At 33.3% G+C, this 24,223-nt stretch carries 19 protein-coding genes; 5 read left to right on the top strand and 14 right to left on the bottom strand.

Going from position 1 to position 24,223, the window contains the following annotated elements; genetic code table 11:
* Positions 1-174: 174 nt before the first annotated feature.
* From CD111_RS04760 to CD111_RS04725, 8 genes are all read right to left on the bottom strand, one after another.
* Complete coding sequence (locus CD111_RS04760; RefSeq protein ID WP_095085292.1) at positions 175-414, bottom strand: hypothetical protein; 240 nt, start codon at positions 412-414, stop codon at positions 175-177.
* Positions 415-790: 376 nt separating this feature from the next.
* Positions 791-1,774 carry a FecCD family ABC transporter permease gene (locus CD111_RS04755; RefSeq protein ID WP_095085294.1) on the bottom strand — a complete coding sequence of 328 codons (984 nt, stop codon included), beginning with the start codon at positions 1,772-1,774 and terminating at the stop codon, positions 791-793.
* Positions 1,771-2,769, bottom strand: coding sequence for a FecCD family ABC transporter permease (locus CD111_RS04750; RefSeq protein WP_095085296.1), 999 nt, complete (start codon positions 2,767-2,769; stop codon positions 1,771-1,773). Before CD111_RS04750 ends, CD111_RS04755 begins: the two co-directional genes overlap by 4 nt.
* Complete coding sequence (locus CD111_RS04745) at positions 2,759-3,691, bottom strand: ABC transporter substrate-binding protein (protein WP_095085298.1); 933 nt, start codon at positions 3,689-3,691, stop codon at positions 2,759-2,761. The genes CD111_RS04750 and CD111_RS04745 overlap by 11 nt, the downstream gene beginning before the upstream one ends.
* A 110-nt stretch (positions 3,692-3,801) precedes the next feature.
* A complete protein-coding gene (locus CD111_RS04740) occupies positions 3,802-4,929 on the bottom strand; it encodes an alanine racemase (RefSeq protein ID WP_095085300.1) in 1,128 nt (375 codons plus the stop codon).
* Positions 4,895-6,082 carry an MFS transporter gene (locus tag CD111_RS04735; protein ID WP_095085302.1) on the bottom strand — a complete coding sequence of 396 codons (1,188 nt, stop codon included), beginning with the start codon at positions 6,080-6,082 and terminating at the stop codon, positions 4,895-4,897. Before CD111_RS04735 ends, CD111_RS04740 begins: the two co-directional genes overlap by 35 nt.
* Positions 6,066-7,751, bottom strand: coding sequence for an IucA/IucC family protein (locus CD111_RS04730; protein ID WP_095085304.1), 1,686 nt, complete (start codon positions 7,749-7,751; stop codon positions 6,066-6,068). The genes CD111_RS04735 and CD111_RS04730 overlap by 17 nt, the downstream gene beginning before the upstream one ends.
* Position 7,752: 1 nt before the next feature.
* Positions 7,753-9,315: an IucA/IucC family protein gene (locus tag CD111_RS04725; RefSeq protein WP_095085306.1), complete on the bottom strand. Its 1,563-nt coding sequence runs from the start codon at positions 9,313-9,315 to the stop codon at positions 7,753-7,755.
* A 344-nt stretch (positions 9,316-9,659) separates the two neighbouring features.
* Between CD111_RS04725 and CD111_RS04720 the strand changes: the two genes are divergently transcribed.
* On the top strand, positions 9,660-10,220 hold the full coding sequence (locus tag CD111_RS04720) for a hypothetical protein (RefSeq protein ID WP_095085308.1): 561 nt from the start codon (positions 9,660-9,662) through the stop codon (positions 10,218-10,220).
* 369 nt (positions 10,221-10,589) lie between these two features.
* On the opposite strand, the gene CD111_RS04715 is transcribed toward CD111_RS04720, so the two are convergent.
* The 6 genes from CD111_RS04715 to CD111_RS04690 form a co-directional block, all read right to left on the bottom strand.
* Positions 10,590-11,351 carry an SDR family NAD(P)-dependent oxidoreductase gene (locus tag CD111_RS04715; protein WP_095085310.1) on the bottom strand — a complete coding sequence of 254 codons (762 nt, stop codon included), beginning with the start codon at positions 11,349-11,351 and terminating at the stop codon, positions 10,590-10,592.
* A 24-nt stretch (positions 11,352-11,375) separates the two neighbouring features.
* On the bottom strand, positions 11,376-12,131 hold the full coding sequence (locus CD111_RS04710; RefSeq protein WP_095085312.1) for an SDR family NAD(P)-dependent oxidoreductase: 756 nt from the start codon (positions 12,129-12,131) through the stop codon (positions 11,376-11,378).
* A 13-nt stretch (positions 12,132-12,144) separates the two neighbouring features.
* Entirely contained in the window at positions 12,145-13,404 is a 1,260-nt protein-coding gene (locus CD111_RS04705; protein ID WP_095085314.1) for an MFS transporter, read from the bottom strand.
* 17 nt (positions 13,405-13,421) lie between these two features.
* The gene (locus CD111_RS04700; RefSeq protein WP_095085316.1) at positions 13,422-13,865 is read right to left on the bottom strand and encodes a MarR family winged helix-turn-helix transcriptional regulator; all 444 of its coding nucleotides are present in this window, start codon (positions 13,863-13,865) and stop codon (positions 13,422-13,424) included.
* A 254-nt stretch (positions 13,866-14,119) separates the two neighbouring features.
* Entirely contained in the window at positions 14,120-14,338 is a 219-nt protein-coding gene (locus tag CD111_RS04695) for a PTS sugar transporter subunit IIB (protein ID WP_095085318.1), read from the bottom strand.
* Positions 14,339-14,345: 7 nt separating this feature from the next.
* Complete coding sequence (locus tag CD111_RS04690) at positions 14,346-15,623, bottom strand: putative glycoside hydrolase (RefSeq protein ID WP_095085320.1); 1,278 nt, start codon at positions 15,621-15,623, stop codon at positions 14,346-14,348.
* Between the two features lie 187 nt (positions 15,624-15,810).
* On the opposite strand from CD111_RS04690, the gene CD111_RS04685 reads away from it, so the two are divergent.
* The 4 genes from CD111_RS04685 to CD111_RS12730 form a co-directional block, all read left to right on the top strand.
* The gene (locus CD111_RS04685; RefSeq protein WP_095085322.1) at positions 15,811-17,133 is read left to right on the top strand and encodes a hypothetical protein; all 1,323 of its coding nucleotides are present in this window, start codon (positions 15,811-15,813) and stop codon (positions 17,131-17,133) included.
* Between the two features lie 18 nt (positions 17,134-17,151).
* A complete protein-coding gene (locus CD111_RS04680) occupies positions 17,152-17,613 on the top strand; it encodes a GyrI-like domain-containing protein (protein ID WP_095085324.1) in 462 nt (153 codons plus the stop codon).
* Between the two features lie 272 nt (positions 17,614-17,885).
* A complete protein-coding gene (locus CD111_RS04675; RefSeq protein ID WP_095085326.1) occupies positions 17,886-18,473 on the top strand; it encodes a DUF5080 family protein in 588 nt (195 codons plus the stop codon).
* A gap of 266 nt (positions 18,474-18,739) precedes the next feature.
* On the top strand, positions 18,740-24,223 hold a 5,484-nt coding region (locus CD111_RS12730; RefSeq protein ID WP_103268490.1), incomplete at its 3' end, for an Ig-like domain-containing protein.

Raw genomic sequence — 24,223 nt, 5'->3', positions numbered from 1 at the left:
CATTAGAATGGTTAGGATATATATTAGTAGTGTTATTCTTATTATCCTGGATACTATCATTTGTGGTTTGGAAAGTTTTTAACATAGAAGAAAGATATAATTAAAGAAAAAGCAGTAAAAATTCTTATTAAATAATAAGGATTTTTACTGCTTTTTTTAGTAGTTAGAAGGTGTTTATTCATCTTCACTAGCAAATAATTCATAAAAGAAAAAACATATAGAAAAGAAAATATATATAGAAATCCAACCGTTATAAACTATATTGTCATAAATATTGATGAAAGACCATTTACCAATTTTCTCTAGAAAATTAGTTCTGCCAGGCACATATCCAATGTAACTTAGTGAGGTTACAGATATAAAACCAATAACTAAAACAATAATCATACTCGAAAAAGCTTTTTTAATTTTCAAGATGTCACTTCCTTTGCTGAGATGGTATGTTAGTGCAATTTAAGTAAAATTTTAGCTTCTTTTTGTTCTTATGGCTTCATAGTTGATTCGAGTGCTTCAACTTTGTATTTTTGGTATAAAAAAGCTTCCTTTAAAGTTTTCATTATCGAAAATAAATATATCACAATTTCATAAATATACAAATTTTTACATTAAAGAAGTATTTGATAATAAAATGTTGCAGTTAATTTATCAATTGAAGGTATAGAAGTGGAATTTGGAACGAATTTATAAATAAAGAAAAGATAGCTAATCCATAATTTTCGGATTAGCTATCTTAATTAGAAAATGGGTAAATATGTCATTTGATTTTCAAAAAGAAGCTTAAAATACATATTTACTTCCTACTCTTAATCAATAAATACATAAAGAATGGTGAACCGATGAGTGCAGTGAATATACCTGCTGGAATTTCTTTTGGCAAGAAGATTGTTCTGCCTATTAAGTCACTCAAAAGTAATATCATGGCACCTATTAATGCACTATATAACATTCTGTTTCGAAATTGTTGTGCACCAATTTTCATAGCTATGTGTGGTGCGATGAGGCCAACGAATTGGATGCCTCCAACATAACTCATTGAAATACCAATCAGTATACTCATTGATAATAAAGCGATAATGGAAATATATTGATATTGATTACCTAGTGCATAGGATAAATTTCTGCCTAGGTAATGTATATCGAATGAACGTGCATAATATATGAGCATGAACATTACGACAATTAAGATAGCACCGATTATAAGAACTTGGTTATATTCTGCTTGATGTACAGAACCGGTAATCCAAATTTGTGCTTGAGCGCTTCTCTTATTGGAAGTCAAAATCAAGAACATAACTATTGCGTGGCATAGTATATTAAAGCTGATACCGATTAGGATTAGACGGTCTCGCTTATAGTTTTTTCTGAGTGCTAATACGTATAAAAGCAGTGTCACTACAAGTGCACCTATCATTGAGAAGATAGGTTGATATGTAATAGGTAATAATAGTGCTTCTGTACTTGTTGTTAATACGATTAAGAAGAATAATGAACCTACATTTGCACCTTGTGAAATACCTATAACATCAGGTGATGCTAGTGGGTTTTTCGTAATGAATTGTAATACACAACCTGCGATACCGAGTGCAGCACCAGCAACAATTGCAAGTAAGACTCTCGGTAGTCTTAAAGTATTAATGACAAGGTTTGTATATGGATCACCAATCTTAAAAAGCCCACTCAGTACATCTTGAGGCGGAATAATGCTATCCCCAAAAACGAGCGTTATTAAGGTGGTTAACATGAACAAGATGATAAGTATGATGAGTTTTTTCATTCTGTTAACTCCTTACGTTTAAGAATTAAATAGATGAATATTGGTGTTCCAATTAATGCTGTCGTAATGCCAACAGGTAATTCTCGTGGCATAAGTAAATAACGACTTAATATGTCACTTAACAACAATAAGCAGCCACCTAGAATACCTGACAATGGAATGATGACATAGTGGTTGTGTGACTTACATATTAGTTTTGCTACATGTGGTGTAATGAGACCAATAAATGCAATTGGACCTGCTAGTGCAACCGCAGAACCACTTAATAATACGACCGCTATCATTGTGAATACTTTGATTGAAAGTATTTTGGCACCAAGTCCTTTGAGAGCATCATCACTTAACATGTATAAATTTAAAGGTTTAGCCATGTATATAGCAAGAATGAGACCACCTAAGATGAACGGCCAAATATATACAAGAATATTTGTACTTTTATCAGATACAGAACCATTTAACCAATAAATGATTTGTTCAATAGCTGATTCGTTATAAATAAGCAGTCCTTGTGTTATTGCCATACAAAAGGCACTTATACTTGCACCAAATAATGTGAGTTCCATCGCATTAAAAGGTTTGAACGGCAATGTTGTAACAAGAATAATAAGTGTAGCGATAATAATAGTACCGATAAATGCCATAAATGCTAATTGAAAAGCACCATTGATTCCGAAACCAACAGTAGCAATGACTACCATGAGACTGGCACCACTATTTACCCCCATAATTCCAGGGCTAGCAAAGGGGTTACGTGTAATGGTTTGGATCATTACACCACTAATACCCATTAAAACGCCGACAACCCCGCCCAAAATTGCGCGAGGTAGTCTTAGTTGTGTTAGAACTCGTTGATCTTTGATTGTTTCTCCATATACATAATGATTCCATATATCCATAAATGAGAAATGCTTATAGCCTAACATCATACTTGATATGAATAATATGATAAACAAAATTGTGAATCCGAGAAACCACCAAATATATTTATTTTTCACTCAGTTTTTCCTTTAAATCATCTACCATCATATTTGCAGATAACACACCACCTGAAGTGTTCCAAACAGCGTCATCTACTTTAAATACATGGCCTTTTTTAGATGCATTTAATTCTTTGAATGCAGGGTCGTTTACCCATTCTTTTTCTAATTCTGTAACTTTCTTATCTCCATTTTCGAATGTGAAATAGAATAAATAATCTCCATCCATTGCTTTAATACGTTCTTTCGTTACGCCTTTTTCAGCGAAATCATCTTTATCTTGACCTTTAGGACGCTTGATTCCTAATTCATCTAAGACAACACCTGAGAAAGTATCTTTATGATAAATTCTTACATCGCCAGGCATAAAGCGGACCATAGAAACTTCTGAATTTACTTTATCGCCGAGCTCTTTTTTAGTTTTTGCTACATGCTTATCATAATTTGCAATAACTTCTTTGCCTTTTTCTTCTTTGTTGATTGCTTTAGCATATAATTTAAAGTTATTTTTCCAATCACCACGTAATTCTTTTGAATATACAGTTGGTGCAATTTCAGATAATTTTTTGTATTGTGCCTCTTGTCTGAATTTATTACCAATAATTAAGTCTGGTTTCAGTTTAGCAATTTTCTCTAAGTTGATTTCACTTTCTGCTCCAACTGGTTCGATACCTTTGTATTGTTTCGAAAGGTGCTTGTACCAAGGATTTCCTTCATATGAATTTGCTGCTCCGACTGGTTTGACACCCATCGCAACTAAAGCTTCTGTTCCTTCATTTGTTAATACTACAATACGTTTAGGATGTTTAGGAACTTTAGTAGTACCCATTGCATGTTTAATTTCTCTTGTATCTTTATTTGAAGCCTCTTCATTCTTATTATTTCCACAAGCGGCTAGCAGTACAACCATTACTAATAATGCTGATAAAATTTTCTTCATTAAATATGACCTCTTTCTGATGATGTTTAAGGTGTAACAATGATAATGATTATCAATTAACATCATTATCACAATTTTGGCTATTTATGTCAATATGATTTAGTAATATTTCATATATATTTGATGATTGGTAGTTCATGTGACAAGAATTGGAGGTGACTTATATCAAAACCATAACTTCCTGCATATTTAAATACAATCCAATCACCGGTTTGAATATGCTTAATGTTGTAAGGTTGACCGAATACATCATTAGGCGTACAAAGTTTACCCGCGAATACAACTGTTTCATCTGATACCGACTTTATTCTTCGGTTTGGAGATGGCTCACATGTTATTATTTCATATGGTTGATTATGATTCCAAGCTTTAGGGAATCTAAAGTGATTCGTACCTCCATTTAAGAGGATGAATGTTTCTTGATGAATAGTCTTGATGTCAAATACATTTGCTGCATAATAACCAATAGGACTAGTAATAAAACGTCCTAATTCAAAAGTTAAATGAGGCAAATGATGAATGCGGGTTGCGAAATAGTCGAAATCGAATATTTTTTCTTCACTGTAATCTATACCTATGCCGCCACCGACATTAATTGAATAATTCTCAGGTAACTCTGACTGATATAGATTCGTAAATTCAATAGCGCGCTCAATAAATGCTACATGAGCATCTTCATCTAGATTGTTGCTCATTGAATGGAAGTGGAAACCTGTTAAAGTTATATTGTCGGTATCTTTGCATATTTGAATGGCTTCTTCAATGTCTTCTTTAGGCATACCAAATTGGGTAGGTACACCAGCCATCTTTAATTTAGCCGTCGATTTAATATTGCTTAAATTAATTCGAATCATTACTTCAATTGATTGGCCAGAATTTCTTAACAGTGATTCTAGGCTATCTAACTCATATAAACTTTCAACTTGAATTGATTTGACGTGCTCATTTAAAGCATATTCAAGATTTTTGGTAGTTTTTACAGGACCACCATAAATAATATTAATATCTTTAGAAATAGATCTAACTTTCTCAATTTCACCAGGGGAAGCCACTTCGAATCCCGAAACATAAGGTGCTACAGTTTCTAGTATTTTTAAATTTGAATTGGCTTTTACAGCATAATAAATATCATGCTTTGTGACAGATGTTATCCATGATAGTCTGTTTTGTAATTCGGTTAAATCGTATACGTAATAATCGTAGTTAGAATCTTGTAGTGTTTGTTTTATTCTCTCCATATTGACTCTCCTTATTTAGCATTAACATGACACAAATTAAAGTGACAAGTAGTCCGATTATCATAGTCATATAAACAAATTGTAGGCCGAGTTGTTCAAATATAAAACTCAACATAATCCCACCTAAAGGAATGAAACCTTTATCCATCATTGAAATGGATAGTACAGAACCTCTATATTTAGGATCAACAAGTTGTTGTACTAAAATTCTATTTGTTGTTCTAAATGCTTGTGAGGCAAATCCCATTATAAACAATATGATAGCGTACAAATATGTGTTATGTGTAAACATGAAGGCGGCTATTGTTACTGTAAATATAATTGTCCATAATTTTAAACTTTGAATACTGTTTTTACTATTAGTTCTCATGAAAATCATTAATATTAAAATGGATCCAGCAGCAATCATAGATGTGAATATTGAATAAATCATGGTTTGATTTCCAAATTGTTCTTTCACAATGCTTGGCAATATGATGGTATACGAGAATCCGAATAACATCGAACATACACTTGATAACATCAGTAATATAATGACTGGTTGTTCTCGTAAATATGACCAGATTTTATGTTCTTCTTGCGTTTGTTGATGGACTGCAGGTAATGTTTGATTGAGCAGAATAACAGCAATACTCGCCATAATAGGTAAGGACAAGACGATAGATGGTTGTAATTGAGCAAGTAATATACCACCAATAAACGGTCCGGCTAACCTTGAAATATTTAATATTAGAGCATTTAAGCTAATTGCTTTATTTAAATGTGATCTTGTTACAAAGCTTTGAATAAGCGCATTTCTTTGGACAGTATCTATAGCCTGGAAAAACGATCTCGCCATAATAATGATGAGTATATAATAAATGTTCCATTCTTGTGCAAATGAATAAACAACACCTAATGTTAGTAATATATTAAATCCGTGTATCATATACATGAGTTTAGTAGAGCTTACAGTATCTATTAATTTACCTATTACAAACGCAAAAGCTAACTGTGGCATTAATCGAGCAAAGTTTATATATGCAATGAACATTGCGCTATCAGTAAGCTGTAATGTTAGCCAATTTAAGGCAATGATATCTATCCAATCTATCGTTCGAGCAACTAACTGAGAACTTACAAAACGATGATATGGGTTAAATTTTAATTTCATCGTTAATCAAAAGCGGGTTTGCTCGTTGTATATAGATATCATCTTTGTTGTTTGAAACACGCATCGTTAAGAGCGCCTTCTCATTAATTGTCTCAGTGTAGAAGGCTTTCAAATCATCTTCAGCATGCGGTATATGTTGTTCTTGTAGTTTTCCAAATATATTGTTAAATATACGACTTACTTTGCGCCACAATGTTTGTGTATTATAGTCGAAGTCTTCACTAAAATGTGTTATCAGCGTATTTAAATGATTGCTGATTAAAGTGTTTTGAACTTTTTCATACATACCTTCAGTAGTAGCGTTTGTTAGTGCTTGACTTAACGTTAGCCATTCCGGTGTACGAGAAGCATCAATTCTTAGCCCTCCGAAGTCTCGTAAGTGCAATCTAAGTGGTACACCAGCAGCAAATTCATATGAAATATTTTGCAGATGTGCTTCAAGTCCAATACCGTATTTTGTCATTAAGGTAAGTGTTGTTTCAATAAGTATTGATGCATATTGCTCAAACCATTCAATAGGTGATTGTATATCACTTGCTGATTCTATTAGGTCTATATAAATTTTCTTGTTTTTTTCATTATGTTCAAATAAACAAGTCGCAGTATAGAACGATGCGTTTGTTGTAATATATTTTGTGTTGTTTTCACGTAAGATAAACGATAAATTACGTTGTTTGTCTTCTATGTCATGTAGATAAGTCATACCACCAAATTCTAATACTGGTATACTAATTGATTTCAAACGTTCATCATTGTTATAAATATATTCAAAATATTGACCGATATTTTTAGAGTTAATAATACTATTGTTACTAATTGAACGGATTGTTGACGTCATTTGAGAATTTACAGGTAATTTTAAAAGTGGCGTCACATGATCTAAAGGACAAACCGTTCTAAATGAAGAAGTACTCTTAACTAATCCACCTTTATGTTTCAATGGAATAATTGATTTTTGTTCGATTTCCTCTTTATAAACTTGAGGGATAGTATGCTCAAATTGATAAGGATGAACTGGAATTAAGTCATACCCCGTAGGTATTTCACCGTTATAGCCGCTGAATTTTGCTATTTTTTGTACTTCTTGATCCTCTAAATTATTAAATAATAAACCTTGTTTGATCAGTAACCAATTTAATTTAAAGGCTTGATTATATTCTGGAGAATATAACATAACTTCATTGAAAGTCAGTCCTAACTTTGTTTTTGCGCACGGATGAATGTTATGGCCTGTTATGACATATTGCTCACTATGCAATAACGGGTGGTCGCTCTTAGGTGCAGTTGAACAATGTATAAAGCTTAATGCCTGGTTGATAAGGTGATTTTCAATTTCGATTTTTAACTTTTGATAATCAAAAGCGTCAACACAGTAATAATCTAACCAATCGATAAGGTCAAGAGGATCAGTAACGGGATAAAGTGTTTCTCCTTCGTGAATTTGAAGATGTGTATCTACTGTGTCATATTCCATGAATATGTCATGTTTAACATATAGTTTATTAATATTTCCAACACTTTCAACACGTTGAATAGGGTTTGTTTTTTCATCATATAGGCATGTTAATAATTTTTTAATCGTGATATTAATGCTTTCTTGAATACAATGTTCTATATAATCAGTTTCGTATTTATTAGCATGCGCGAATACTTCTTTCGTCCAACTCATCTTATTTGGCCTCCGTGTATAAAGGATTATTTATTTCTGTATATTGATAGTCATAGCCTTCAGCATAAATTCTCATTTTTAGTAATGATTTAATTTTGAAAGTTGGTTCGCTTAATATATCAATTTCTGGAGTATATGATTTGTGATACGACAAAATCGCTTCACGAATAATATGATAACCAGTTGAGGCATTGAAATGATGCGATTCAAGAACACGGATTAATTGGAATAAATGATTATATAATACAGCATGTGAAAACACTGATAATAAATCTTGGAATTCATTTGTGTGTAATCCGGTAGAATCATCTATATTAATATCACTTTCAAATAGTCTTACACCACCAAAGTCTCTAACATAAATAGCAATTGGTAAGCCGTCCTTAATAACCATTGTACTATTCTGCATATGAGCCTCAAGACTTATACCTTCTTCGAGCATTAATCTATAAGTGGATTCTAATAATATATTTGTATATTGCGTTAAGAACAGTGAAGTAGCCTCTTCAAAATTCAAGCTTTGCTTTTGCATGATTGTTTCGATGCATTCAATAACTACTGGTTTGTCAGTTATAAAACTCTTAGTAATTAAACTGGCACATACAATATTGTGACTTCCAGGTTCTTGAGGTATACGACCTCTAAGCATATAACTACATTTATTAGCATTTTCTTTATCAGCAGTGAAGAATCCACCAGCTAAATCTTGTTGAATATAACTATTTGTATATCCATTATTTCGATATATATGTTCGACAGCACTGCTCAATGCCAATCCATTTTTAATAGATGCAGGTGAAACGTTCCTGACAGCACTAGTAGCTTGGACATTGACGGCAGTCTTAATAATAGAATTGAGTTCGGGTGCATCTAAAGTTCTAAATGATAATAACGGATTTGCTTCAACTGCAAGTTCATGAAGTGGCAAGATGTGTTGATCATTTATTAAATTGATATAGTTAGGCATCATGAAATGATTAAGCTGCCAGTCATGAATGAATAGTAATTTATAATCATCTAGCTCAATATCGTTGTTTTCACAATAATGAGCAACCTTTTGAGTAAAGTTAAAAAGTACATCTGTATTGTTCAATTTGACATCTTGAACTAAGTCAGATTTACATAACACTGGAATGACTTTGACGGTACGTCTAAATTCAGGAGAATAGTTGATAACATCACACACTTCAAAACCCAATTTTGTTTTGGTCATCGGATGAAAAGGGTGTCCTTCAGTAACGCTTTGTTCAAAGAATACATCTGTTAAATGTTCACCTTCAACAAATTCAAAAATATTTTGATATACATCAGCAAATTGATGTTGATCTTGCTCAAATTGAATATAACTTATCGTTAAATTTCGAATTGAATCATTTATTTCACGCATCATGCGCGCATCTTGGAATATCAAATCTTTATCTATATGCTCAAATTTAGCAAGTTGATTAATACGATTGAAAACCTCTTGATGTGCCTTTTCATACAATCGTTTAATGTCTTTATCTTCAATGTCTTGAAAATGATTATGTATCTCTCGTGAAAATTCTTTAAAATCAATCTCCATACAATCAACTTCCTTTTTAATTATAATATTTTATTGAGAAACATTCTCAATTATAAAAGTTTTGAGAATTTTGTCAATGAAAGATATATTTAATAAATAATTTAGATAAATTAAATTGAAAATAAATATAAAGAAATTGCAGTATAATTTGGTGAAGCAACTTGATGGGATAAGGTTGAAGCGAATACCTACTGAATGATTTGATTTTACAATAGAGAAAAATATAAAATTAAACAAATATGAGGATTGGGTATCAATTCCACCTCAAGATAACTTTAATTTCAGTGTAGCAATATTTAATACTTAAGTAACTTGTTTAAAATTGATAGAAAGGACGTGAATGGATGTATATATTAGAAATGAATCAAGCAGGTAATAATCACATAGTAGGTTTATTCCAAGATAAAGAAAGTGCACAAGACTGGATAGCCAGCTGTCCTTATATTCAGCATGAGCAATTCGAAGTTGAAGGTGTAAGGTATGATGATTATACAATGGATTATAAAACGTTGCCGACATACGATGAAATTAAGTGGAGAGACAGTGTCTTTCCATTAACGAAATATATGTTTGCTCCAGATGACGGTCCAATAGGAATAATGTGTTATGAATTGCCAGTAATGGAAGAAGTGAAAGACATGGTTGAAGGCGCCACACAAGTCGACGCATATGTCATAGATAATAACGAAGTAAAAACATATATAGAAGAAAGAGAAAATGCAAAAGAGACACTGATGGAATACTTCAAGAAACAAAACATTGCGTATGAAGTTGGTGGACAAGGATCAGAAGACGGTGAATATATATGGACAGAGCAACAACTGATACACTTAGATGCAAATTTCGTAGATACATGGCAAAACAAGTCATCAGTACAAGCGTTTGTAGAAGAAATATGTAGATAGGAATTTTCTATATTGTGATATATTTAAAGATAAATCAAGGTAATGATAAAACGCATGAAATATTGGGAGGTTATGAGGATGAATGAAGAGAAAAATTTAAAAGATGAAATTCAGGATTTCTATTTGAATGGTGGAACATATAACGAGGAAGAAATTGATTTTGGTAAACCACAAGGGGAAGAAATTTCTGATTGAGTTTTATGCATAATACTTTATATACCTACAAAAAATCCCCTCACTATATCCAGTAGTGAGGGGATTTTTTGTAGGTGTGGCTATTTATTTATCGTAGAATTCCATTTGCGGTCCAGATAACTAATTATGTGGACCGCAAAATAAATTTCTAGTTGTCATGAAATATAATCTAAATTATTCTGCTGTTTCTCCGCCGTCTACTGCAAGGTTTACACCTGTAATAAAGCTAGATTGATCTGAACATAACCAAACTGCAGTATTAGCTTGCTCTTCTGCTGTACCCATTCGGCCCAAAGGTATGCCTGCCTCAAATGCTTTTGCTTGTTCGGCCGATTCTTGACTCCAGCTTTCAACAGCTGCTGTACGTGTCATGCCGGGGCATATAGAATTGACTCGAATGTTTTGTTTGCCGAACTCTAACGACACACTTTTCGTTAATCCAGTGACACCATGTTTTGCTGAAATATATGGTGACAAACCTGGTGTTCCAACTAATCCGCCAGTAGATGCAGTATTAACGATTGCACCGCCACCGGATTCAAGCATTGCAGGAATTTCGTACTTCAGACACAAGAATGTTCCTGTTAAGGTAACATCAATGACACGTTGCCAATGTTTTGTATCAATTTCAGTTACTGGAGAAGTTGGTGCACCAATACCAGCATTATTATGCGCCCAATCTAGTTGTCCATAGTGCGCTATAGTCGTATTAATCAGGTGTTTAACATCTTCTTCGTTTGCGACATTGCATTTAACGAATAAAGCATCGCCACCTTGTTCTTTTATTATTTTTACTGTTTCATTTCCTGCTGCTTCCGAAATATCTGAAACAACTACTTTTGCGCCTGAATTGGCAAAGGCTAATGCACTGGCTCTACCTATTCCACTCCCTGATCCTGTTACAATTCCAACTTTATTGTTCATTAATTTTTCCATATTATTCACGCTTTCTTTATATAGTTAATAAAGCTTAATACTTCCGCCATCAACCATAATCGTCTGACCTGTAATATATTGCGATGCATCACTACCTAAAAATACTGCTACGGGACCGATATCTTTTTCTACATCACCAAATTTTTGTAGAGGTATACCTTTTACAACTTGATTATAATATTCTGGATTATCTTGTCTCCATTGATCGACACCTTCTGAATATGCGATAGGTGAGATGATGTTAGCATTGATACCAAATTCTCCAAATTCATTTGCAATAACGCGTGTTATACCACGGATTGCTTCTTTAGCTACTACATAAGAACCTTGATTTTTATCACCTTTAACTGCTGCTCCAGAACCAAAGTTTATAATATTACCTTTCGTTTCTTTTAAATGTGGGATAATCATCTGGCACAAATAAAATGTTGCGAAAAATCCTGTATTTAATGATAAATTCAAGTCGTCTTCTGTAATATCTAAGAAAGGACTCATGCGAGAGGCATGTGCATTATTTACTAATACGTCAATTTGTCCATAAGTCTCAATCGTACGATCAACACAAGCTTTTAGTGATGATTTGTTACTTAAATCTGTCTTTATAAATAATGTTTCATAACCTTGATCGTTTAGCTCATCGCTTAATGCTTGTCCTTTTTCAGCTGCAATATCAGCAATGACAACTTTAGCATTTTCTTTTACATATGCACGTACAATTCCAGAACCAATACCACCAGCACCACCTGTGACGATAGCAATTTTATTATTTAATTTAGTCATTTAAATCACCTTTCTAATTTGTATTCCAATATCCTTTACTAACAAGAACTTCTTTATTTTTAAAAGCTATAATAATTGAGATGATATTAATAACAAACAATATCATGATGATGATTAGACCAATTGTATAACTCCCTGAAACATCATATATAAATCCATAAGCAGGTAAAGCGACTATAGAAGCAAGAGCAAGTCCAATCGATGAAGAAGAATAAATTTGACTGTAATCTTTACTACCAAATAATGAGGAAGCCATCGTGGGGGCTATCGTACCTATTGAAGAAGTAAATACACCAAATAAGAATAAAGCGATAGATACGACAAGTACAAAATTAGGCATCATAAGTAGTAAAATTGTAGCAACTAGTCCAAGTAACATAGCGAGCAAGCCGACTTTTTTAGCACCAATTTTGTCTGTTAAAATACCGAATACAAGTGAGCCAACAAAAACACCAACCATAAGTGCAGACATCATTGCACCTGCAACACCAACTTCTTGACCGTGATTGACGAGATAAGTAGGTACGTGAATTGTAAAGCTAGAGATTGCGGTAATGATAAAGAAAAATAGTCCTAGTAAGAAGAAAGCGGGCGTTCGTTTAGCTGTTTGGTAATCAATACCTTCAGCTAACTGAGGTTGCTCTTGATGAACGGTATTCATATTTGTGTCACCATATGCTTTAGTTTTCTTATCTTTAGGGAAGTTTCGGATTAATAATAATAGAATAGGACCAACAATAATAAGTACGCCGCTTCCAGTAATGAGATAGGCATTCCGCCAACCAAATTGACTAATTAATGCACCAACGATTGGTTGACTAAACACGCCTAGAAGTCCACCAACTGCTGATAATATACCTAAGGCAAGTCCTTTACTTTTCTTAAACCATCTTTCAATTAATACAGGTCCACCAATGACTGTGATAAAAACACCACCCATTGCTAAAGGTATCGCTAAAATATACCAACCCCAAACAGAATTCAATAAACCAAATAAGGCGAATGTGCCAGCTTGTAAAACTATGGCAATAAATAATACTAAACGCGCACTATATTTAGTTAAGAGCTTTCCACCAAAAGGAAGGAATAGCAGTGTTACAATAGAAGAGACACTTAAATAGAGCGTTAAACTACCCACACCAACATTTAATTCTTGAGAAACAGGCGCTAAAAACAATCCAGCTGAATTATTTAAAGCAGCCTTACCTAAACCGACAGCAATACTAAGTCCAATCAATATTATCCAAGCAAAATGAATCTTCTTGTTAAGCATTTAAAGCACCTCTAAAATTATTTATTGTCTGCATTTAATTGTTTCACTCGCTCATATAATTTTTTCTGTATATTTAATAATTGATTAACTTCATCAGTATTTAAAACAGAATAAACCTCATTTCTCATGTTCTGACCTTGATTTTGAGCTTCTTCCAATACTTCAAGCCCTTTATCCGTAATCGAAATTAAAATTACACGACGATCATGTTCTTGGGGTTCTCGCTTAATGTATCCACCTTTAACTAAATTATTTGTGAGCTTAGTTATAGCACCAGAAGTATATCCAAGAGAAACAGCTAAAGCAGTAGATTTTTGAGGGCCTTCCTCTTTAAGCTTTGATAATGCTAGAATTTGTGAAATATTTACGTTCATATTAAATTTTTTCATAAATAACGTCATTGTTGCATCGTTAAACAATTCAGCATTATGAATGAGTTCAAAGAAATTATTGTTTTCCATAAATGCTCCTTTCGAAAATGTTATAAAAGTACTATAACATTAATTGTCTTACTGGTAAACTATTTACCAGTATATAATTTTAACTATTGAAGCGGAAAAATAGAATCTAATACATAAAAAAACTGAACTTAGAGTCATAAGTTCAGTTTGTCTACTATCTGTTACATGTGTAAAGGGTATGGATTATTTGAAACTAAGTATGGATTTTGTTTTAGATTTTCTCTTTTATTCAAGAATATGTAGTTTTAAAAAAGTTAAGTTTCTAATTCTTGAATTAAATATTTTGAGACTTTATTAACCTCGGGACCAATTACGATTTGTGCATGATGTTTATCGATAATTACAGTTCCATGTGCACCTATTTGTTTAATTTTGTCTTCATTAATTAATGAAGTATCAGATAACTCAAATCTTAGTCGTATCATACAATTTTCAACATCCATTACATTATCAGGACCACCTACATTAGCCATTATCTTGTTATGATTGCTTGCGGTTTTTCTCTATTTTTTTAATTTCTTGTTCATTTACTTTAAGCTTGTCTTTGTTAGGTTTTAAGTTATAGTTAATCCCTTGTGTATAGTCGTTGGGTGCATTCCATAGCAAGAATTCATTAATTCCATGATCAGCTAGTGACTGGATTTGTTCTTCTATAGCTTGTTTATCATAAACTTTATAGTTACCAGCACCTAAATACGAAGCGGTGAAATCTTGTAACCACGGTCTTGATTTTGGTTTGTCTTTGCCAAGTTCGTTTAGAATGGCTGTTTCTTTATCTAAATATTGGTCGATTGTGTTATATGGTTCTAAATCAGGTGACTTTATACCAAAATCACCTGAACTCCAATGGGATGGATATATCATTGATGAAATGGCATCTACATTTTTAGAAATTTTTTGGAAACTTTGTCCTATACCGGGTGCTTCTTCAACCATTGCGGCATAGCCGAATACGTCTGCAGATACTTTAACATCATAGTCTGTTAGTTCATGTCTAGCAGTTCTTAAAAATTGAGTAATAGTATCCACACGTTGGTCAACTTCATTTAGTTTACTGTCTTTATAATCTTCTTTATTGTATGTAAGGTTTTTTTCTACGTCTTCAAATTCTTCTGGAAAACGTACGTAATCATACTGTATGTCTTTAAATCCTGCTTTAGCAGCTTGTTTAGAGATGTCTATGTTATATTTCCATACTTCTTTCATAAATGGATTTACGAATTTGTCGCCTCCTCCGTTCTCCCAAACGCTACCATCTGGATTCTTGAACGACCACTCAGGATGCTTTTCAGCTAACTTCGTATCTTTAAAAGTTACAATACGTGCAATTGGATAGATATTTTTCTTTCCCATTTTCTTTAATAATGGCTTAGCATCGACAATATTTATGCTATTATTATCTATCAGTTTATCTCCAGTATTAAAATTAATAGTAATATTTCCATTATCATCTTTAACATCAATGACCATAGCATTTAAGTCAGTTTGATCTATAAAATTTGTGAGTTCTTCAAACTTCTCGCCTTTGGTAGAATTTGCTGTTACATAAATACCTTTTACACCATCATTTGGATAAGCAACGTTACTAAATGGTTTACCAGATTTTTTGTCAGCGTTAGTTAGTTGTCGATCTATTGAATGTTCTTTCTGTGATTGCGACTTCGTGTTTTTGGTAGTTTCATTATTATCTTTATTTGAACAGGCTGATAAAAGTAACAAACTTGCACATAAACTACGCAAAATAATTTTAGTGTCCACTTATATAAACTCCCTCACTCGATTTTTAAAATATGTCTCACTATATATTTCCACAATATGTAAGATTTCAAACTAAATATTGTAAAATATTGGGTGATTATATTTAAAATGTTGTTTTTTTGTTACAATTAAATAAATTACAATAAAATTAGAAATTTTCATCAATTTAATGGGGGGGAGTGCTCTTATGAAGAAAATACTGTATATAGGTGTTGTTTTAGTTTCATCAGTAACGATTGCTGGATGTAGTTTTAGTATTGGTAATGGTTCGAGTGACAAAGAAACGAATAAAAGTGAACAAAAAAGTGAGCACAAAACGAAAGAAAGTTCGAGTAATAGTAATACAAAAAATAAAGATACGCACGCTAGTTCAAAAAGTGAAGTGCCCAATATTTCTGAAAAAGAAACGATTGCAATGACCTTAATGGAATCAAATTTAGAATCTAAAGTTGTAACTGCAGATGAATTACTAAAAGGTAGTTTTACAATGACCTCAGGTGCAGGAGAAAAAATAACAAAGTCTTTTGATAAGCTAACACTTTCAGAAAGCCCAGAATTAAATAAAATGGATAATAAACCAGAAGGCATGAATTTTTATGGAGTGGAACCATCCAAAGGTCCATATGCGACTATTGTCGGAATAAATAAGGAAAAAATTGTATACATTATGACTCAAAGTGCAATATTTGATTATAAAGAAGTTGAAGGTAGCAACACGTTCATAGAATATAATATTTCTGATTTATATAACAAACATAAAGGTGATAGCAAAATTAGGAAACTAGAAGAAAAAATTGAATATGGTGAAAGTATGGCAGCTAAACAAAGTAAACAGGATTCGAATGTAGATACAACATCAAATGAATATTACGCTAAAGTATTGTTAACAGCAATACCAACCTACAGAGAATCAGATACCTCTGATAAAATGAAACCAGAACTTGAAAATGAATCATTAGAAGGAGAATATTTAAATCCATACAATAAACAACATACGATAAAGTATCCTGAAGGTGTTCAAAGAATAGCGGGTACGCCAACAGCTGCAGGACAAGTTGTGTATAAAAATAATGATGACGGCACTATTTCAGTATATGGTGTACCATCTCATTTTCATGACAATAAATGGTTAGAGGATGATGACTGGTCACAAAAAGAATCAGAAAGAATTATGAATAACCCTAAAGTACTGAAATTATATGATGCTACAGATGCAGAAATAGCACGTACAGTAAAGATGTTCGATGGAACGTATTCTTCTGAAGAAAATGATCAATCTTCAGAAAAAGTCACACGCGAAAATGTTATTGATAAAGTTGAATCTTATGAAGGTCATAAATTAGATACAGACACATATAAATACAAAGAACCAGAACAAAATGATAAAGGTGAATGGGGTTTCTCATTTGAAGATAAAGATGGGAATTTAGCTGGATCATACATTATAGATGAAGACGGTTATGTTACTGAATATGATGAAAAAGGTAAAAAAGTAGGTTCTGGAAGTTAAAACAAAGGAGATGTTTATATGGAGTTTAAAGAAAAACATTTAAATAAGACGATTGTAATAGGTGAGTCGAGACGCTATTATACGGCAGAAGAAACCCATAAAGAGATTCCAGTATTTTGGGAAGAAATGAATAATACAGGTAAAAATAATAAACTTCTAAATCAATCAAATCAATACTTCCAAGGTTTTTTAGGTGTATGTTTCCCTAAAAAACCCGGATTAGATTATATGATAGCAGTTAGTTCAGACCATGAGGATGAAGAATGGAATACGGGCGTAATACCAAGTGGTAAATATTTAATGTTTGAAGCAATTGGCCCAGTACCAAACGAACTTCAAAAAGTCACACAAGATGCATTGGAAATGGTAAACGATTCTTCTGAATATGAATTAAGAATTGCACCCCAGTTTGAATATTATCCATCAGGTGATGTTACATCATCAGATTATATTACTGAAATATGGATACCAATTAAATAAATATTCTACAAATAAAGAACCTGAGATATCATTTGTTTCAGACTTAATTCAAACGAGAAAATCACGATTAAAAGTGATTTTCTCGTTTTTTTAATAATTAGATGGTTCTTGTGGAATAACGCAATAGTTAATCCAAGAGAAGGTACTCAATGAATTATATTGATGATAAATGTAAAAAATTACAAAAAATGTATACAATTTGTAATGAGTTGTATATCATTAGTTTATAAGCGTAATCGTGTATATCGTTTTTTTAAAAGGGGGGCTTTATTTTGATATATGCAATGCTAATAGGCTTGTTTGCTATATTTATTGCTGTTATTTTTGGTAGCTTATTGAAATCAGAACGATTCTCTATTAGTTTCATTATTATTGATATTGCGATCATATTAAGTTTATTTGGTATTTACAATTTAGGATTGTATCAAATCGGGAAAGATTTGAATGATTATATTATGTTTACACATCTAGGATCACTTATCTTTATGTATCTCGCAGTGAAATTCTTTTGGATTAAACCTACGCGAGTAAAATATTTACTTCTCAAAGCGCAAAATGATAATGAAATAGATTTGGATAAGTATGAATTATATCTCAAAACATCAAAAATTAGAGCAGGCTATTACTTTGGAATTTCAATTATTCTTCTATTAATTACTAAAAAGAGGTTAACGATAGAATTGAAAGAAGATGTATTATCCATGAATCCGATTTTCATATTATTGGGTCTTGTTCTTATTATTGTTTGGCTAATATTGGATATTTACCAAAAGAAAAAGCATGGAATATTTTTATTTAAAACGATTGTTCCTTTGGTTGTAACATCATGGCTCGTAATTGCTAGCATTATATTAAAATAATGGAATATTTGTATGATATCAAAACAATATATTAAAAATGCCCCCTGTTAAAGGAAAACCAAAAGACAATGTGTTTATACACATTGTCTTTTGGTTTTGGTAAATAAATTATATTGAAATATAATGTTGATGTCTATTGAGTATAAGTTTTATCTTAAATATTCGCAAATATCCTATTGGTATGAAAATATATTTTTAGAAATATGTTGTAATTTTTACATTAATTGGGTATTATGAATATTATCAAATAAGAAGGTGGTAAATAAATGAACAAGAGATATGATTTTTTACCTAATAGATTAAATAAATATTCTATTAGAAAATTCACGGTAGGTACGGCATCAATATTATTAGGTTCGATGCTATTGTTTGGAATAAGTAATGAAGCGAAGGCGGATGAGTTAGATACAAATTCAACTCAAGGCAATGAAAGTAGTAAAGATAAAGAGCCAATACCGGTAACCAATGATAGTTCACCAGTCAAAGTGGACAATCCTGAAATTGTTACAGATACCGAAGCAAGTCCGGATGATGTTAATTTATACAATGAAAAAACTGAAAATTCCGAAACTGATTTGCAGAATCCTTTATCAACTGAAGACAAACCTTTATCCAATACAAACGATCAGCAATCAACTACCGAAGAAAAATCACAACCAGACCCCACACAAACAAGTGAAACTAAAGGTCAAACATCTCTAGAAGAACCATCCACTACTGAACAACCTATAAATACAAACGAATCTACTAAAGAAGAACCCGTACTACCTTCTGAAGTTAAACCAACACCACAAGAAACGAACACAACAACATCACAAGAAACCTCTCAAGCAAACCCAACAAACTCAACAGCAGTTACTACTCCTAAAGTTATAACACCTAAAACAGCAACATCACCAACACCTAAAGCATTAACAACAGCAAAATCTACTCCTAACACATCAACAGAATCTAAATTAATTACAAATTTATCAGGGTCAACAAATAAAGAAGAAGTAGTTTCAGCTTACTTAAATGAATCTTTATCAAAAGCAGATGCAGATGCGATAATGAAAAATGTCAATATTGATTATACAACTGCTACAGATGAAGAAATCAATGCAGAAATATTAAGAGCTTCTTTAATTCAATTAGCTAATAACCAAAGAAGCGTACAAACTTTAGCAGCGCCAGCAAGAACGATGATGCGTGCTATGGCAACGCCAAGTGCATTAAGAGCAGCAGCTTTACAAGATCCACAAATCGAAAAATCACTAGGTTATATTGATAACTATACATTTGGTTCAATGATTTTCGATCCAGGAACATTAGATAAAGCAGCTACTTTAAACGGTAATGTCATTCCATTTGAAATCGACAGTTATATCTCAGGATCTAATTCAGGTACGAGATATAAAATCAACTTAAAATTAGACCCTATTATTGCAAGTCATGTCACTAAAATATCGGCAAATCCATCTGGTAGAACAACACCAATTGAATTTGTTAGATTAGTTGATGAAAACGGAAATCCAACTAATACATGGGAAGTCAACTTCATTAGAGCAAATGATGGTCTATTTGGAGGGGCAGAAATCTTATCGCAGTATACAGCTAAAGGTGGAAAAATAGAACTTGATGACACTGTAGCAAATATTTTAAGTAGTGCTGGAGATTTAAATAATAACAAATTGAATTACCAATTATTTGTTCGTGATAGTACAAATAATAAAATTGTCCGAACTTCTGAAAGTAGTGGTTATTTCTTAACGAGTGCAGACAGTGATTTAATTCAATTAAAAAATAATATTTCGGCTGATAGTAGTAATGCATTTAAAGCAAGTAGTGGTTCTGTATTATTTGATAGTACTGCTGGTACAAATGGTGCGTTTATCATTGACCACCAAATTATGAAAAATGGTACATATACTTATAACAAAGACAGTGGTTGGTCATATCATTTTCAAATTGATAAAGATTTAGCACCATATATTCAAAATGTAGAATTGCATAGATATGATTACAATGGTCTAAATGGATTTGATAAAACTTATAATGCAGCGAATAAAGTAGCTGACTTAACGATTGACGGCCAAGGAAATGGAACGATTACAAGCGCAGATTTAAATAGTTTAATTGAATTTAATAACGGTTTACCAGAAACTGTTGGCGTAAGAATGGTCGTGAAATTAAACCAAGATGTCAATAATATATTAACGCAAAATGCGCAATATGATGCGAATGGTAATCTAATCATCGGTACAACAAAACAATTTGAAGATTACACATTTGCTGGTTATTTATCAGACAAAAACGGATTATTAATTAACCATACACTCGGTACATCAACTTTAGCGCTACAAGATTATGATTATGATGGTTTGTTAGACAGATTCGAACGCCAAGTTTCTCAAACGAATCCTGAGAATAATGATACAGATGGCGATGGTAAAAACGATGGAGATGAGATAAATAATTATAAAACATCACCACTAGTCGGAAAACCAGAAGCTATCGATATTACAATGACAGATACAGTTGTTTCAGGCTTTGTTCCATTGAAACCAGGTGCATTAACACAAACTGCCAAAGTAATTGATCTAAATGGTAATGTTATTGGTTCTAGCACTGTTAAAGCGGACGGGACATTTATAATAAATATCCCGCAATCACCAGAAGGTAGATATACGATTGCTATCGATTCACCAATTTATGCCAATGATGAAGTGAGTACATTTGAAATAGTAGATGCAAATAGTGTACCAACACCTAAAATAAATCCAATTGACGATAATGATAATTTCATTAGGGTTAATGGTAGTGCAGATTCATTGATTACAGTTCGTGATAGCAATAATAATGTAATTGGTTCAGTAACTGTACCATCAAATGGTGCTACAGCTGTAATTGTATTAGATCAGCCGTTAGCTGCAGGAACTGTATTGACATCAACAGCAACTAAAAATGGAAGAACAAGTGATTTGTCTCCACAAGAAGTTGTTACAGATGCAACGCCACCAAATGATCCAGTAATTAATATTATTACAAGTGAAATGCCGACAATTTCAGGTACGGCAGAACCAGATTCAACAGTAAGAATCATCTTCCCAGATGGTACATCAGTTTCAGGTGTAACAGCATCAAATGGAACATATGCTATTAATATTCCTGCAGAAATTGATCTTCTAGGTGGAGAATTAATAAGAGCAACTGCTATTGATAAAGCAGGGAACTTATCTAACATTTCAACTATTAAGGTTTTAGATGTTACAGCACCAAATGCACCAAGTATAGATCCAGTTAATAGTGAAGACGCAGTCATCACGGGTAAAGCAGAACCAGCTTCAACTGTGACTGTAACGTTCCCAGATGGTACAAAAGGTACAGGCGTAGCTGAATCTGATGGAAGTTATATCATTGATATTCCAGTAAAGGTAGATTTAGTTGGCGGCGAAGTATTGCCAATAACTTCTACTGATAAAGCAGGAAATGTATCTATTGCAACAACTACAACAGTTGTTGATATAACAGCTCCAAAAGACCCGAAAGTAAATACTGTAACAAGTGAAGATACAGTTATCACTGGTAAGTCAGAAGCGGGTACAACTGTAACTATTACGTTCCCTAATGGCACGAAAGCTACTAGTGTAGCTGATCAAAATGGAAACTACACAATCAATATTCCAGCTTCCATAGATTTAGTAGGTGGCGAAACATTATCTGCAACATCAACTGATTTAGCAGGAAATGTTTCAAATGAAGCAACGACTGTTGTTACAGATACATCAGCACCAGTAGCACCAACTATTAATCCAGTAACGAGTGAAGATAAAGTTGTAACAGGTACTTCAGAGCCTGGATCAACTGTAATATTAACATTCCCAGATGGAACTAAAGGAATAGGGGTAACTGGAGCAGATGGTAATTATTTAATTGATATCCCAGCAAGAATAGATTTAGTTGGAGGCGAAGTCCTACCAGTTACATCAACTGATAAGCATGACAATGTATCAGAACAAGCAACAACAACAGTTATAGATGTAACAGCACCACCAGCACCAACAGTAAAACCAGTAACAAGTGATGATACAGTGATAACAGGAACAGCCGAAGCAAATTCAACAGTAACTGTCACGTTCCCAGATGGTACGACAGCAACAGGTACAACAGATACAAATGGAAACTACACAATTAATATTCCGACAACTGTAGATATAGTTGGAGGAGAAGTATTACCAGTTACGGCAACGGACCAAGCAGGAAATGTCTCACCAAACACGAAGACAACTGTTACAGACGTCACAGCGCCAAGTATACCAACTATCAATCCGGTAACGAGTGAAGATAAAGTTGTAACAGGTACCTCAGAACCAGGAACAACAGTCACTGTCACGTTCCCAGATGGTACAACAGCGACAGGTACAACAGATACAAATGGAAATTATACAATCAATATTCCAGCAGTAGTAGGTTTAGTTGGGGGCGAAGTCCTACCAGTTACATCAACTGATAAAAATGGGAATAAATCGCCAGAGGCATCAACTATTGTGACAGATGCAACAGCACCAAATGCACCAACTGTTAATGGTGTAACAAGTGAAGATATGGTTATAACAGGAACAGCCGAGGCGAATTCAACAGTAACTGTTACGTTCCCAGATGGTACGACAGCAACTAGTGTAGCTGACCAAAATGGAAACTATTCAATTAATATCCCGACAACTGTAGATTTAGTTGGAGGAGAAGTATTACCAGTTACATCAACGGATCAGGCAGGAAATGTTTCACCAAGTACAACTACAACGGTTACAGATACAACAGCACCAACTGTACCAACTGTTAATCCGGTAACAAGTGAAGATACAGTGATAACTGGTATATCAGAACCAGGAACAACAGTCACTGTCACGTTCCCAGATGGTACAACGGCAACTGGAACGACGGATACAAATGGAAACTATACAATTGATATTCCAGCTAAAGTAGATCTAGTTGGAGGCGAAGTCCTACCGGTTACATCAACGGATCAAGGTGGTAATAAGTCAGATGAAGTATCAACGACTGTAACGGATACAACAGCTCCAAATGTGCCATCAATCAATCCGGTAACGAGTAAAGATACAGTGATAACTGGTACATCAGAACCAAATTCAACAGTCACTGTCACGTTCCCAGATGGTACAACAGCAACAGGTACAACAGATAAAGACGGCAATTATACAATTGACATTCCAACAACTGTAGACTTAGTCGGAGGCGAAGTATTACCAGTTACATCAACAGATCAAGCAGGAAATGTTTCACCAAGTACAACTACAACAGTTACAGATACCACAGCACCAGAAGCGCCAACTGTAAACCCAATAACAAGTGAAGATACAGTAATTACGGGTAAAGCAGAACCAGGAACAACAGTAACTGTTACGTTCCCAGATGGTACAACAGCGACTGGTATAACTGATCAAAATGGAGATTATGAGATTACTATTCCACCAACTGTAGATTTAGTTGGAGGCGAAGTATTACCAGTTACATCAACAGACCAAGCTGGTAACAAGTCAGATGAAGTATCAACGACCGTAACGGATACAACAGCGCCAAATGCGCCGTCAATCAATCCGGTAACAAGTGAAGACACAGTGATAACGGGTACCTCAGAGCCAGACTCAACTGTCACTATCACGTTCCCAGATGGTACAACAGCGACAGGTACAACAGATAAAGACGGAAATTATACAATTGACATCCCAACAAATGTAGATTTAGTCGGA

It is taken from the genome of Mammaliicoccus stepanovicii, from assembly GCF_002902525.1.
In the GTDB taxonomy this organism is placed as follows: domain Bacteria; phylum Bacillota; class Bacilli; order Staphylococcales; family Staphylococcaceae; genus Mammaliicoccus; species Mammaliicoccus stepanovicii.
This window is presented reverse-complemented; position numbering and strand designations above follow the sequence as displayed.